The sequence below is a fragment of the Tunturiibacter gelidiferens genome, from assembly GCF_051013345.1.
Lineage (GTDB): Bacteria > Acidobacteriota > Terriglobia > Terriglobales > Acidobacteriaceae > Edaphobacter > Edaphobacter gelidiferens_A.
Genome location: NZ_CP132939.1, coordinates 6,080,522 through 6,093,308, shown reverse-complemented (window position 1 = coordinate 6,093,308; position 12,787 = coordinate 6,080,522). Strand labels below are relative to the sequence as shown.

The following is a 12,787-nucleotide window of genomic DNA, read 5'->3' as shown; positions in this document are numbered from 1 at the left end:
TTTAGGCGCCTGGAGCGCATGGGATTTCTTTCTTCTAAACAGGGTGGTTTTTAGAGGCGAGACCGGCCATCCCACGGCTCCACTTGGCTGTCGTGGGCGCCCGAAGTCCGGGGCGCCCGATTTCTGTCGGCGGCCACCAATGTCAACAGATCTTGTAGCCGTACCGTCCCCGAGATTGTAAGCGAGACATAGGGAGACTCGCCCCATTCAGGGAAATTGTCGTCAAGCTGTGATCCCTTCAATTCGACCGCGTAGCCAAGCGGCTCAAACAGACGCCTCACCAAATCCTCACCGCCCCGAGCGGAGCCGTCAACGGAATCGCCATCTCCGCAAGTTCAGGGCGATCTTTTACTCCGACCGCTTATTGCCGTGCTGAATATCCGCCCCAGTGCGACGCTAAGGAACGAGTTTGCGGCGTAGGGACGGTCATTCACATACTGCTCAAGCTGCCCACCTTCACCCGCAGGTCCTCGACCCCGCACGAGAGCAACCGGGTCAATCTCAACCAGCAGAGCCGCGTGCAATGGTCAACAGAGGCTTCGGGATAGAAGACATAGGCTTTGCCGAACGAAAGCTCTCCGTTTGGAGGCGCGCCGGATTCTTGTGCAACAAATAGCTGAGGTCAGTGGCGGGTTGGTGAGTTGTGGAAATGGTGAGGAGCATCAGCCGTCTAGTTGATTCGACGCGACGTACCGTTGGGGCGAGAGAAGGCGTTGTCTCTGCATATCTCCTGTTCGCGCGTTCACTCGGCCACCGGTTCGGTGCAGGAGTTGCGCCCTTCGGCTCTGCGTTCAAAACTCGCGTATCGCGCCCTTCGGCTGTTGGACTCCTCCCCCTCGCAGGCTCCGGTCCCTTTCCAAAAACTTCTGCCCTTGGCAACGCGGCCATGCCGCGACTTGGGAGCAGCGCACCTTCGCGCCCTTTGGGATGTGTCCCGATTGACCGGGCAAAAAGGAGAAACACCATGCAGAACCAATCCATCACCTTCTTCGGCACCGTCAGCAACTCAGCCACCAGCCGCACTTCCAAGACCGGACGGAGGTACACCGCTTTCGGAGTCTCCATCATCTCTGACCGCGACCATCAGGCCTTTCACTACAACGTCGTTGCCTTCGGCAAGCAGGGCCACTTTGCCCCGCAGCTCCAGGCAGGCACCCGCATCAAGCTAGTCGTCCAAGCGCAGTCGCAGCCAGACAACATTGCCAGCATCCCACTCCTCACCGCAACCTTCGTGCGACCGGTTCATCCGGTCGCAGTTGCACCGTTAGCGGGGTTGTAGCTTTCGTCCCTTTGAGGTATGTCTATGGATGTTCTCTTGGCGACACACCGAACCGACGTTGCTCGGCAGTTCGTCAGCGGTGCTCTCCGCGAGGGCCTGCTCAACAGTGCTGAGGCAAGCAGCCTTCGGAGATCCATTACCCGGACTTCATCTGCACCTTCACAATCAACGAACGGAAGCCAGGTGAAGGTATTTGAAACCGCAAGCAGTTGAACGCCTCGAAAAGACATTAGCCCGTGTCGCCAAAGAGCAGGGAGTGGCGCAGGAGCGTCTTCGTCGGTTGGGTTTCGTTTCTGGCGCTCTGCGGCGTTCCCGAACGGGCGGTGAGCGAGGGCATTCTAGACAGCTACGACCTGAAAGGCGGCGTCGCCCTAGAACTCAGGTTCGCGGAGGGAGCACGAGCCACCAAGGATATCGACATCGGTGTACCGGTCGAACCGACGAAGCGGTTGCGAGTATTTCAGGATGCAGTTGCGCTCGGCTTCGATGACTTCACCTTTCTCTTGAAAGGAAGCCAATTGAACATGGACAAGGTGGCCGCAGTTCGACTGGAACTTGCCATCCGATACCGAACCGCGCGTGGCAAACCATCGACGTTGATCTGGGACCGTCTGGCCGGGGTGCGGTGGAACTTGTGGTGCCAACTATTCGAGGACTTGCCACGATGGGGTTGCGCGTCCCGGCACCCGTCCGATGCCTCAATCTGAGCGAACAGATTGCCCAAAAGCTGCACGCCTGCACCGGGCCCTACTCGGCAGGCCATGCCTTTCCGCCGGTCGTCCGGATCGCGACGGAGTGGCAACCGGAACTTGAAGTGCTAGCGAAGGAACCTGGCTACCCGACGACTTCGGCTACGGAGATCGAGGCAAGGTTTCGGGCCTTCGTTGAGTCGCTGGCGAAAGCATCGGTCGATTCGCCTTGGTTCGCGGGGTATAATTACGAACGAAGCGGGAGTAGCTCAATGGTAGAGTAGCGGCTTCCCAAGCCGTTGGTTGCGGGTTCGATCCCCGTCTCCCGCTCCAGATTTTGAAGCAAATTACACAACTTCCCCCACTGAAAAACTCACAGCATTCTTCAAAATGCCATACTGTCCATACTGTCCATACTGTCCAAAACCGACTGAAAACGTGGAACAGTATATGCAAAACGCCGGAGTATATGCACTCTGGTCAATCGCTCCATACTGGTGATAAGGAACGATTTACGGCATGAATAGTTAATTTGAAAAGAGATCGATCGGTCAGCTTCCCGGTTCGATCCCGGTCTCCCGCTCCAGAGTTTTGAAGCATAGAAAAGGCGCTCAAGCTGATGCTTGAACGCCTTTTTCTATTTGTGATGAGTTGAAGTTCAGCGGCTGGCGGTGTTCTTCTGGGCCAGTTTGGAGTGATCTTCGAGCGTCTGGGCTTCGGGCAGGAAGGTAACAGCTTTGGCGATCTGCGGATCCCACTCGGCGCGCACCTTGAGGCCTTCGAGTTGACCGAACTGCGAGGTGAAGAGTTCGCTCTTGATGCTCTCTCTGACCCAGTCGTTGACTCCTGCGATGTCGGAGTCGGTGTAGTCGATCTGATTGTCCTTCAGGAAGGCCTTGAACTGCTGAAGGACTGCATCGTCGACCGCGAAGTCTTTGGTGACGGTGTGGCTGGCGAGATAGTGCTTGCTGAAGTTGAAGAAGGCGTAGTGGATGAGGAGATTGTCCTGGAAGTGGTTTAGCTTCTGGTTGTCGATCTTCTCGTCTGGGGTGATGCCGCCGCCGCCGTATACGGTACGTCCGGAGTCGGTGAGTTTGACCTCAAGGTTGTTCTTGTTCTTCGCTTTGTCGGAGTCCTCGCGCACATAGTAGTAGTCATAGAGCGAGACGTGGTCGTAGTTGCGCTGGATGAGACGGCCCGAGGGCGTGTAGTAGTGATACGTGGTGAGGGCGAGGCCGGTGTTCTCGGTGATCTGAAAGACAGTCTGCACGAGTCCCTTTCCGAAGGTGGTCTCGCCGACGATCAAGGCGCGGTCGTGATCCTGGAGAGCGCCGGAGACGATCTCAGCGGCTGAAGCGGTGTTGCGGTTGACCAAAACGACGATGGGGAACTTCGGACCTTCTTCGCCGCGGGTGGCGCGGTAGACCTGGTCAGGGAAGGCGCGACCGCGTTGGGAGACGACGATCTGTCCCTTTTGCAGGAATTTGTCGGACATGTTGACGGCTTCGTTGAGCAGGCCGCCGGGGTTGCCGCGCAGGTCGAGGACCAGACCGTGGATGTCGCCGAACTTGTCGAGCGCGTCGCCGACCTCGTGGCTGGTGGTTTCGATGAAGCTGGAGACGTGGATGTAGCCGACGCCTGGGCTCAGCAGGAAGGCTAGATCGACCGATGGACGGGGGATCTCATCGCGGACGAGATCGAAGACCAGGGGACGGGCGGCGCCTTCGCGAATCATGGTGACTGAGACGTGGGTTCCGCGCGCGCCTTTGAGGAGGGTGGCGACTGCGGCGGAGTCCATCCCTTCGGTGGATTTTCCGTCGACGGTGAGGATCTCGTCGCCGGGGCGGATGCCGGCCTTATAGGAGGGAGTTCCTTCGAAGGGATAGAGGACGACGATCTTGGTCTTGCCGCTGGTAGTTGGCTGGGGCTGGATGGTCATGCCGACGCCGTAGTACTTGCCGTGCTGGTCCTCGCGCATCTGGGCGAAGGCCTTGGGGTCGTAAAAATTAGAGTGGGGATCGAGGACGTGGAGCATGCCGGGAATTGCGCCGTCGTAGATGGCCTTGTCGGTCTTGTCGGTGTTGAGGGGCTCGGCGTAGTTCTGCTCGACCAGGGAGTAGACGTTGGTGAAGGAGTGAAGCGAGTCGCGCAGGGTGGACTCATCGCTGGCGGACTGGGCGGCAACTTTCTGGTTGATGAAGGAGCCGATGACGGCGCAGGTGGCCAGAAAGACGGTAGCAGAGAAGAGGGCGCGGCGGGTACGGGGAGCCATGGGCTTGGGTTACCTCAAAAGGGTGGAGACGGCGCTTAAGGATGCGCTGGGACAGATGTCCTATCTTGGACGGAGTATAGCATCCTAGGGTGAGCCTGGGCTTCGCGCGAAAGAGGGATTCGCTTGTTCGGGGCATGGCAGTTAGAATTGGGTACGGATACCGTCCAATCTTGGGTTGAGTCTAAAAAGCCGGGGCGGACGTGTTGGCGCTAAGGGTTCGGACCCGGGATGTGGCTGGGATTTGAAGTTGGGATGTTGATAAAGATACGAGTGACGATGACCTTGAGAATTTCGCAGTTTGCGGTGGTGTGCGGCCTAGGTTTGCTGACACTACCGGGAGTGGTGCAAGCACAAGCGCCGCGGTACCAGAGCCCTTTGAGCGTTCCGAACGCGCCGCAACCTGTGCTGACGCTGCCAGTTACCCAGCCCATTACGCCGAATGGAACAGTGGTGGAGGATGTGGTCGTGCATGTCAACGACCAGATCATCAGCCGGAGCGACGTGGAGCGGGCGGAACAACAGCTTGCGGAAGAGGCCCGGCAAACGGGGCCAGGCGCCGCTGACATTGCCGAGAGGCAGAAGAACCTGCTGCGCGACATGATCGACAAGCAGTTGCTGCTCTCGCGAGGCAAGGAACTGGGGATCAACGCGGACGCTGACGTGATTCGGCGGTTGGACGAGATTCGCAAACAGAATCACATGGATACGATGGAGGACCTGGAGAAGGCGGCGCGGCAACAGGGGGTCTCCTTCGAGGACTTCAAGGCGGGGATTCGCGATAGCGTGATTACCCAGCAGGTGGTGCGGGACGAGGTAGGCCGCCGACTGCAGATCACGCAGGGTCAGGAGCAGGCTTACTACGACGCGCACAAGCAGGAGTTCACCCAGCCGGAGCAGATAAAACTCAGCGAGATTTTGATTCCGACACCCGCGGATGCAGATGACGCTGCGGTCGCCCAGGCGAAGGCGAAGGCGGACTCAGTTGAGGCGAAGCTGAAAGCAGGCAGTAAGTTCGAGGATTTGGCTGAGGCTTATTCGGGTGGGCCCACGGCGGATAAGGGTGGGGATCTGGGACTTTACAAGCGCGGTGCGCTGGCGAAGGTGTTAGAAGACCAGACGTTCGATCTGAAGGCGGGGAGTGGACGGCACCGATTCGGACACGACAGGGATTTGTGATTTTGAAGGTCACCGACCATGTATCTCCCGGTGTGCCGCCGCTGAAGCAGGTAGAGCCGCAGATACAAGAGGCGATGTATTCGGAGCAGATGCAACCTGCGTTGCGCGCGTACCTGACGAAGCTGCGGGAAGAGGCTTATATCGACATTCGCGCTGGGTATGTGGATTCGGGCGCGAGCGCGAAGCAGACCAAGCCGGTGTTTACGGCGTACGCTCCGCCAGTCGCGAAGAAGAAGGCGGTTCAGCAGAAGAAGAGATTTGATCGAGGTACGAAGTTCTCCACTGCCGCGAAGACGACGGCGGCGCCGGTGGCTACGCCGGTTGCGGCGGTAACGGCTCCGACGACGACTACCACGACGAAGAAAGGCAAGGCTGTTAAACCGGCGAAGGTGAAACGGGAGAAGGTCCGGTTTGGTCAGGCTCCGCGCAACTCTTTGCCGGCAGGCCCCGAGGAGACGGCTTCGGGATCCGATGTAGGTGCTGGCGCGGCGTCGGCATCAGCTGCCCCTGCGCAGGCCGCTGCTCCCGGAACGGCGATTGCACCACTGGACACGGGTGCGCAGGAGTCGAGCTCCGATACGGGGCCGAATCCCCTGGTAGCAACTGCGCCGGTGGTTGGTAAGACCCGCATGAGTGACCGCGCGAAGGTTGATGCGGCGGCGAAGAAGACGGCAAAGGTGAAGAAGGTGAAGGAGAAGGCGGCAGCTGCGCCTGCCCCTGCGAGTGCCGAAGAGAAGGCGACTCAGCAGACTCAGGCTGCACCTCTGGGACTGAACGGAGATACAGCCAAGAAGAAGAAAAGAAGAAGGTGAAGGGCGCGAAGAAGGAGCGGCTTCAGGATAAGCCTGCTGCGCCGAAGCCTGCCGCGCCAGAGGAGACGCCGTCGAAGGCTCCTGACCGAGGTACTCCGTTGGAGGGAGTTCATGGGACGGGCACACCTGCCCCGAAGGCGAGTGATAAGACGACGCTGCCTCCGGCGGCTGCGCCTCCGACCAGTAATCCTCCAGACGGGGGCAGCCTCCGGCTACGCCGGGATCGCCGATTCCGACCCCGCCTCCTCAGTAGATGGGTGGGTTGCTTTATAGCGCGAGGGCTCCGGCTCTCGCGCTTCTGTTTGCGGCGGTGCGCGGTATTCTGGTTGAGATGAAAGACTTTTTTATTGAAGATGCGGCGCGGTTCGATAACGCGACAGTGACGACTTACTTTGTTCTGACGTCGATGCAGGTGAGAGATAAGAAGCAGGGTGGACAGTTCCTTGCGTTGACGGTGAGTGATAAGACGGGGACGCTCGAAGCGCGTATGTGGGATGACGTGACGGAGGCGATAGCGACCTGCGATGAAGGTTGCTATGTGAAGGTGCAGGGGGATATCTCCAAGTATCAAGGGAAGTTTCAGATCACGCTGAAGAAGCTGCGGCTGGCTGCGGAGTCGGAGGTCGATCCGAAGGATTTTCAGCCTTCGACAAAGTTCGATGTGGAGCAGATGTGGGGGGAGTTGCGCGGGTATGTCTCTGCTTTCAAGAACGTGGAGTTGCGGCGGCTGGTGTTTTCGTTTCTTGATGATGAGCAGATTGGGCCTGCGTTCAAAGCGGCTCCTGCGGCGAAGCGGCTGCATCATGCGTGGCTGGGAGGGTTGCTGGAGCATGTGGTGACACTGGTGAGAGTGTGTCTGGGGACGGCTCCGTTTTATCCTGAGGTCGATGCGGATCTGCTGGTTACGGGCGCGATTTTGCACGATATTGGGAAGATTCGCGAGCTGGAGTGGAGGTCAAGCTTCAGCTATACGCTGGAGGGCCAGATGATTGGGCATATCAGCATTGCGCAGGGGATGCTGCGAGAGAAAGTGCAGCAGCTGGCGCCGTTTCCGGAGAAGCTGCGGGTGTTGGTCGAGCATATGATCTTGAGTCACCATGGGAAGTATGAATTTGGTTCGCCGAAGTTGCCGATGACGCCGGAGGCTATTGTTTTGAGCGCTTTGGATGATCTTGAGGCGAAGATGCAGGCGATGCGGAATGAGTTTGCGGCGGCGGTGGCGAGTGGGAAGAGCAGCGGTGAGGTGACTGATTGGGTGAGGAGTATGGACCGGCCGCTACTTAATACGCAGGGGTATTTGAAGGACGAGTAGGTGGTTTTTTAGATTTGAATCGGGAAAAAATATGGCACGTGGCGGAGAGGCGTTTTTGCTAGGTTTTTTGCGAGAAATGGGTGTTTTGGTGGTGGTAAATCGTGGTGTGGTTGTGGTGGATTGCGGGTAAGAACGTGGTGTTCCGCAGTCATTTTTTCGGGTCTGAAAAATACGCCACGGTTTGGGAGATTATTTTTCGTCAGGATCGGTCGCGCGATGGATTTAGCGCTGCTCGCATTCGCGATCTATCGCAGGCGCGCAGTTGCAATCATTGCGACAGCGATCCTGACCAATTGCGCGTTGCTCTCGGCCGCGCGGCCGTCCGGGAGTACGGCGACGTCCTCCAGGCCCGTGCGAATCCCATATCCTCTGGTGATGGCCCGTTGATTGACCGCCCAGCACGCGATGCCGTATCCGTGATGAACCTGTTCCAACGTAATCCCTGCGGCCAATACGATGTCTTCCATCTCGGCCGCATGACGGACCGCTTGATTTGGATCAGCATCGAGCGGTTCGATAAGCACCCGGCGCCAGCGAAGATGAGTTGGTGCAGCAACAAACTTTCCAGCATCACTAACGCTCAACAGGCCCGCTTCGATCTCCACTCCGCGCGACATTAGCACCTCGCACAGCTGGATGATGCCTTCCTCGCCCTGATTTGCGGTAACTAAGTCAGGTAATTCGGTCCAGGACGAGATGATCGCCAGACGCTTCGCCGGGTCCTCTACTATCGCCGCAGATGTCGTGAGTGATATCGGGATGCCGGGGCATTGACGCCGAGTGGCACGCAGCGCTCTGGCGCAAGCATCGCTATCAAGTGTCTCAGCGCCATGGTCATTGAAGGCGTGAATGTGAACAGATTGAGCTCCCGCGGCGGCGGCAGCCTTGGCGTCCTGCGCAATCTGGTTGGCCGTGCGTGGGACCGCCGGATGCTTGCTGTCGCCATTGAGGGCAGCCTGGATGAATAACATGCTCACGACTCCACTCCAACCAGGACGGCTGCTTTGCGCTACAGAGTATCAGCTGGAACAGTCGCTAATCATTAGCCTGCAATTTTGATGTCTGGTGTGGTGAGCCCTGTGTCTCTCTAGAACTTGTAGAGGGACTCGACGTTTTTGTGGAGGACCATGTTGGCTGGTTCGGTTGGCCAGTTCGGTGGCGCGGGTGTCTGTGATCTCGTTGCCGCGGAGCATGAGAAGGAGCGGAATGATAAGTCAATGACTGATCCGTACTAAGATGTGGTGCCGGCAGACTATGAGCGCGGGGTTCCTGGGAGCCCGCGCGCCTGTAGCCATTCCTTCACTTTGGTTTTGTCTGCTGGGATGACACGACACAGCCTCCGGCTGTTACCTGGTATCTCCCGAGGGGGTCCGCCGATCACGAGGATCATATACGTGGTGAGCGTGCCGTCCGCTTGTTTATCGGTCTTCGCGTAGGCCGTCTCTCCCGCCGCTAGTTGAACCTCGCCGGGAACAACACTTACGACCGCAACGTTTGCCGGCACAGAAATGGTCTGTGCTCCATCCTGATAGTGAACGACCAGTGTTGTTCCACTCCCCTTCTGCACGACGCCGTTGGTCATTCGAGACTGTGACTCAGCCGGGCGCCGCAAGGAAACAGATCCGTTGGTCATCCAATTCTGAGTCGCAGCGCCGGGCTGCGCATCCATGACAACGCTGCCTTCCACGGCGCCTCGGAGTTCCGACGGAAATATGAAGATCTGCTTTGCCACCTCCGTTCCGTCCGGCAGCTCCGTTGATGCGACACCAATGTATGCATTGTCCGCGATGTGGTTCAGGTCCGAGGGAACTACCTTATACGTTGTGAGAGGCTGCGTGATGTCGATATGGAAAAGCCCCGATTTGTTCTGGATTGTGATCGAGTGATCCCCGACAGACTGAACCTGCCCCAGGGCACCCGAGATAGGTGGTGCAACATCCTGAGCGCGAGCTCCCGAGTTGAATCCAAAAGCGACTGCCTGTAGAGCGACCATCGCAAGAGGAAACATGCGCTGACGGCTTGCGCCGAGCGGATGTTGATTCGTGGTTTTGACACTCATTGACCCAGAGTGTCCGTTTGCATTGGAAAGAAGCGTGGCGCTTCCTTGCTTTTTATTGCGAACCGTGACGTATGACACTTCATATCTCCTTGTTGTTCCGGCAATCAAGCATCAGTTGATCCTGGCCGGTGGGTTGACGTTGTTGAGCGCGCGGCATTCTCCGCGCGAATTCGTCGGGTTTTTAGCGAAATCACGCCGAGGCCAAGAACGATTGGCGCAGGTCTTCTAAGTGGCGGGCACGAATACCGCAATCAACGGAGTTGCGATTCGAATTGCTCCCACCTAGTTCTTCAAAGGTGTGCTTGCAAGGATCTCGACTTTATCGACCTGCGGGGGAGTGGCGAACAATTCGTTGGCCCGCGCCCCCAATGCCTTCGCAATCTCGCCAGTCAGGTGGGCATGGCGGCCCGCTTCATTTGCAAAGGTGTCGAAGATGCCGTACTTCCCCGGCCCAAGCTTGATCGCATACCACTTCAGGGTGCCATTTTCATTGAGCGCGAGGGACTGAGCCGACTTTAGAAATGCTTCGGCATCAGCCTCCTTACCCGGACGTGCTTCGAGCTTCACTAACAATCCAATTGCTTCCATTGGGTTACGCTCCTGTGTTGAGTTGTTCCCGACCGATTGGAACCGACCTCTGCTCACAATTGTGAGTAAACTGCACATCGCATACGGAGTTGTGCGGGTTTCTGCTGGGATGGTCGGAATCTTGCGACATTCATGCACCCAGAGGCAGAACTCCAACGACTTGCAACCAGGTTTGCAGGCTTGTTTGGTGCGGGGAATTTCTATGTAGCTTTCGGGGGAGGAGATCTCTCCGGTGCATTGAATGCACTTACGGACGATGTGGTGTTGGACACGTGACCGTTCGCTCTCAACGAGCGAGAAAAGGCTCTCAAGTGGACTGAGCCGATAGACGGTTCCCGCATTGGTAAGCGGAAGCTAGTAACGTGCCGTCCTTGGCGAATGCGTCCGGCATCTACCGGATCAATATGAAGTAATCAGATTTTGCTCGCTCTCGCTCGAAACGCAGCTACTTTGGCTCGATTCCCGCAACCTGTCGACGTGCACCATCTTCTGCGGTGGCCTTTCGTACGGTCATAGAACCACATGACACAAGCGTTGCCTTCGCAATGCCGGACGAAGTTGAAGTCACCATCCGCCAGCAAGTCTGCGACCGCTTCCGCGACCGGAGCCAGGAACGCCTCTACTGTCTCTTTGCCGTAGACACGAGTGACGCGAATGTTCCTCGTATCGTCTGTCGTAAGCACCGCATGACTCGGCGCGTCCGCCAGGAATCTGTTGAGCGCGGCCAGCGAGGGTTTCTTCCCGGACTTTCGATCCTGAACGGCCGCGAGCGCGATCTCACGAAGTTGTCTTGTCCGTTTGAGTAGCACACCGTCGCTGAAAGGAAGTGATCCTGTCGTGACGGGGACTTCGAGCCTCCTGAGCCAGGCTTTGACGTCGCTGTCGCTCTGCAGTGTGTCTGTCAGTTGCCCCTCGACCATTCGACGAGTGTTGATGAAGTTGATCGCCAGATTGTCGCCCACAAAATCGAGATGGTTCTCGTTCGTCGTGTCTTTCATGGCCCTCTCCAGTCGTAACCGCAGACCTCGCGTTTACACGTTACTTTGATTCTCTTCTATGTGAACCCGATTCAACCTGTCGTTTTGAGAAATCCCTGCCTTCCACACGGAGTCCATTCAGTTTCGAGGCAGACCAAAGTTGATCTGAAGTACTATCGTCCGAAGCTGATTGCCAACACCAAGTTGTCAGCTGCGCCTGGGAGGGCCCTCAAGGACAACGATGTCATCTTTAGGTTTTGTGTAACGTTTTATGAATCGTTTATCTAGTTACCACAATCTATTTTGATGTAACGAAGACCAAGCAACACACGTTACGCGGCAAGGCTCGCAGATCGTTTTTGATTCGCAGTCACCCGCACATAAGCAATAGGAGCTATATATGGCAAGCAATCAAAAGACGGTAATCGTGACGGGCGCTTCCCAGGGAATCGGCGCTGCAGTAGTAAAAGCCTTTCTGGAACGTGGCTATAACGTAGTAGGCACCTCTCGCAGCGCGACAAAGTCGGCTGAGTTGAAGGCTTCCGACAAGCTTGCGTTGGTGGATGGAGACATCGGCCAGGCGGCCACTGCGCAGAAGGTGGTCGACACCGCTGTTCAGAAGTTTGGCTCGATTGATGTCGTTGTCAACAACGCTGGCATCTTCTCGGTGAAGCCCTTCACTGACTACAGCGCTGATGATTTCCGTGCCCTCGTATCGACGAATCTCGAAGGCTACATCTACATCACCCAACTTGCGGTGAAGCAGATGCTCGCTCAGAAGTCGGGCGGAAGCGTTGTGGGCATTACGTCATCGCTGGTTGCAAACCCCAACGGTGGTTTGCCGGTGTCCCTGCCGATGATTACGAAGGGCGGTATCGAGGCCATCACGCGTAGCCTGGCCGCGGAGTATGCGAAGGAGCACATCCGCTTCAATACGGTCGCGCCTGGCGTTGTTGACACTCCTCTTCACAAGGACAACCCAAAAGACTTCCTGAAGACCTTGTCGCCGATGGGCACGATCTCCACTTCGGAGGACATTGCAAGCGCGGTGGTCTATCTCGCCGAATCGCGCCAGATCACCGGGGAGGTGCTGCACGTGGACGGCGGTGCGCACAACGGCAAATGGTAAGCCCGAGCAGTTCGCAGCATGCCAGCGCGGAGCGTCGGCTGCAGGATCTCGGGATCGTGCTCCCCAACGCTCCCCATCCGCTTGGCGCATACGTCGAGGCAGTGCAATCAGGCAGCCTGCTCTTCCTCAGTGGAATGTTGCCGATCAAGGATGGCAAGCCTCAATACGTCGGGCGTCTGGGCAAGGAACTCGATGCAGATGCTGGCCGTGATGCTCTGCGAACCGCGACCCTGAATGCTCTATCCGCTGCGAAGGAGCACATCGGTTCTCTGGATCGCGTGAGTAAGGTCGTCCGCGTTGGAGTCTATCTGGCTACGTATGGAGACTTCTACAACCAGCCCATCGTCGCGGACGCAGCATCGGAGCTTCTTCGGGATGTATTCGGAGAGAGCAAGACGTCCGTGCGGTCCGTCTTCGGAGTAGCCAGCTTGCCACTCGGCCTACCGGTCATGCTAGAGGTGACGTTCGAAGTCAATAACTGAGAAGGAGGGGCG

At 57.5% G+C, this 12,787-nt stretch carries 13 protein-coding genes, 1 tRNA gene and 1 pseudogene; 8 read left to right on the top strand and 7 right to left on the bottom strand.

Annotation, left to right across the window (positions count from 1 at the left end):
* Positions 1–50: 50 nt before the first annotated feature.
* Positions 51–482, bottom strand: a pseudogene (locus tag RBB80_RS30755) (hypothetical protein).
* A gap of 19 nt (positions 483–501) precedes the next feature.
* Positions 502–663, bottom strand: a complete 162-nt coding sequence (locus tag RBB80_RS30750) for a hypothetical protein (RefSeq protein WP_433965920.1) — start codon at positions 661–663, stop codon at positions 502–504.
* A 301-nt stretch (positions 664–964) separates the two neighbouring features.
* Here RBB80_RS30750 and RBB80_RS30745 point away from each other — a divergent pair, with 301 nt between their 5' ends.
* The 3 genes from RBB80_RS30745 (at position 965) to RBB80_RS30735 (ending at position 2,301) form a co-directional block, all read left to right on the top strand.
* Positions 965–1,279 (top strand): hypothetical protein, encoded by a 315-nt coding sequence (locus RBB80_RS30745; RefSeq protein ID WP_433965919.1) that lies wholly within the window; start codon positions 965–967, stop codon positions 1,277–1,279.
* A 236-nt stretch (positions 1,280–1,515) separates the two neighbouring features.
* Complete coding sequence (locus tag RBB80_RS30740; RefSeq protein ID WP_433965918.1) at positions 1,516–1,986, top strand: hypothetical protein; 471 nt, start codon at positions 1,516–1,518, stop codon at positions 1,984–1,986.
* A 240-nt stretch (positions 1,987–2,226) separates the two neighbouring features.
* Positions 2,227–2,301: transfer RNA gene (locus RBB80_RS30735), tRNA-Gly, on the top strand.
* A 325-nt stretch (positions 2,302–2,626) separates the two neighbouring features.
* Here RBB80_RS30735 and RBB80_RS30730 read toward each other — a convergent pair.
* A complete protein-coding gene (locus tag RBB80_RS30730) occupies positions 2,627–4,240 on the bottom strand; it encodes a S41 family peptidase (RefSeq protein ID WP_433965917.1) in 1,614 nt (537 codons plus the stop codon).
* A 276-nt stretch (positions 4,241–4,516) separates the two neighbouring features.
* Here RBB80_RS30730 and RBB80_RS30725 point away from each other — a divergent pair, with 276 nt between their 5' ends.
* The 3 genes from RBB80_RS30725 to RBB80_RS30715 all read left to right on the top strand — a co-directional run bounded on the left by RBB80_RS30725 (position 4,517) and on the right by RBB80_RS30715 (position 7,540).
* Positions 4,517–5,416 carry a peptidylprolyl isomerase gene (locus tag RBB80_RS30725; RefSeq protein WP_433965916.1) on the top strand — a complete coding sequence of 300 codons (900 nt, stop codon included), beginning with the start codon at positions 4,517–4,519 and terminating at the stop codon, positions 5,414–5,416.
* A 2-nt stretch (positions 5,417–5,418) separates the two neighbouring features.
* On the top strand, positions 5,419–6,228 hold the full coding sequence (locus tag RBB80_RS30720) for a hypothetical protein (RefSeq protein WP_433965915.1): 810 nt from the start codon (positions 5,419–5,421) through the stop codon (positions 6,226–6,228).
* A gap of 253 nt (positions 6,229–6,481) precedes the next feature.
* On the top strand, positions 6,482–7,540 hold the full coding sequence (locus RBB80_RS30715) for a 3'-5' exoribonuclease YhaM family protein (protein WP_433965914.1): 1,059 nt from the start codon (positions 6,482–6,484) through the stop codon (positions 7,538–7,540).
* Between the two features lie 245 nt (positions 7,541–7,785).
* Here the strand turns inward: RBB80_RS30715 and RBB80_RS30710 are convergent, their stop codons facing one another.
* From RBB80_RS30710 to RBB80_RS30695, 4 genes are all read right to left on the bottom strand, one after another.
* The gene (locus RBB80_RS30710) at positions 7,786–8,511 is read right to left on the bottom strand and encodes a 3-keto-5-aminohexanoate cleavage protein (RefSeq protein WP_433965913.1); all 726 of its coding nucleotides are present in this window, start codon (positions 8,509–8,511) and stop codon (positions 7,786–7,788) included.
* Between the two features lie 281 nt (positions 8,512–8,792).
* Positions 8,793–9,599 carry a hypothetical protein gene (locus tag RBB80_RS30705; protein ID WP_433965912.1) on the bottom strand — a complete coding sequence of 269 codons (807 nt, stop codon included), beginning with the start codon at positions 9,597–9,599 and terminating at the stop codon, positions 8,793–8,795.
* 282 nt (positions 9,600–9,881) lie between these two features.
* Positions 9,882–10,187: a putative quinol monooxygenase gene (locus RBB80_RS30700; protein ID WP_433965911.1), complete on the bottom strand. Its 306-nt coding sequence runs from the start codon at positions 10,185–10,187 to the stop codon at positions 9,882–9,884.
* Positions 10,188–10,600: 413 nt separating this feature from the next.
* Positions 10,601–11,185, bottom strand: a complete 585-nt coding sequence (locus RBB80_RS30695) for a CGNR zinc finger domain-containing protein (RefSeq protein ID WP_433965910.1) — start codon at positions 11,183–11,185, stop codon at positions 10,601–10,603.
* Positions 11,186–11,564: 379 nt separating this feature from the next.
* On the opposite strand from RBB80_RS30695, the gene RBB80_RS30690 reads away from it, so the two are divergent.
* Both RBB80_RS30690 and RBB80_RS30685 read left to right on the top strand, forming a co-directional pair.
* Positions 11,565–12,293 carry an SDR family NAD(P)-dependent oxidoreductase gene (locus RBB80_RS30690; protein WP_433965909.1) on the top strand — a complete coding sequence of 243 codons (729 nt, stop codon included), beginning with the start codon at positions 11,565–11,567 and terminating at the stop codon, positions 12,291–12,293.
* Positions 12,287–12,775, top strand: coding sequence for a RidA family protein (locus RBB80_RS30685; RefSeq protein ID WP_433965908.1), 489 nt, complete (start codon positions 12,287–12,289; stop codon positions 12,773–12,775). Before RBB80_RS30690 ends, RBB80_RS30685 begins: the two co-directional genes overlap by 7 nt.
* Positions 12,776–12,787 lie beyond the last annotated feature (12 nt).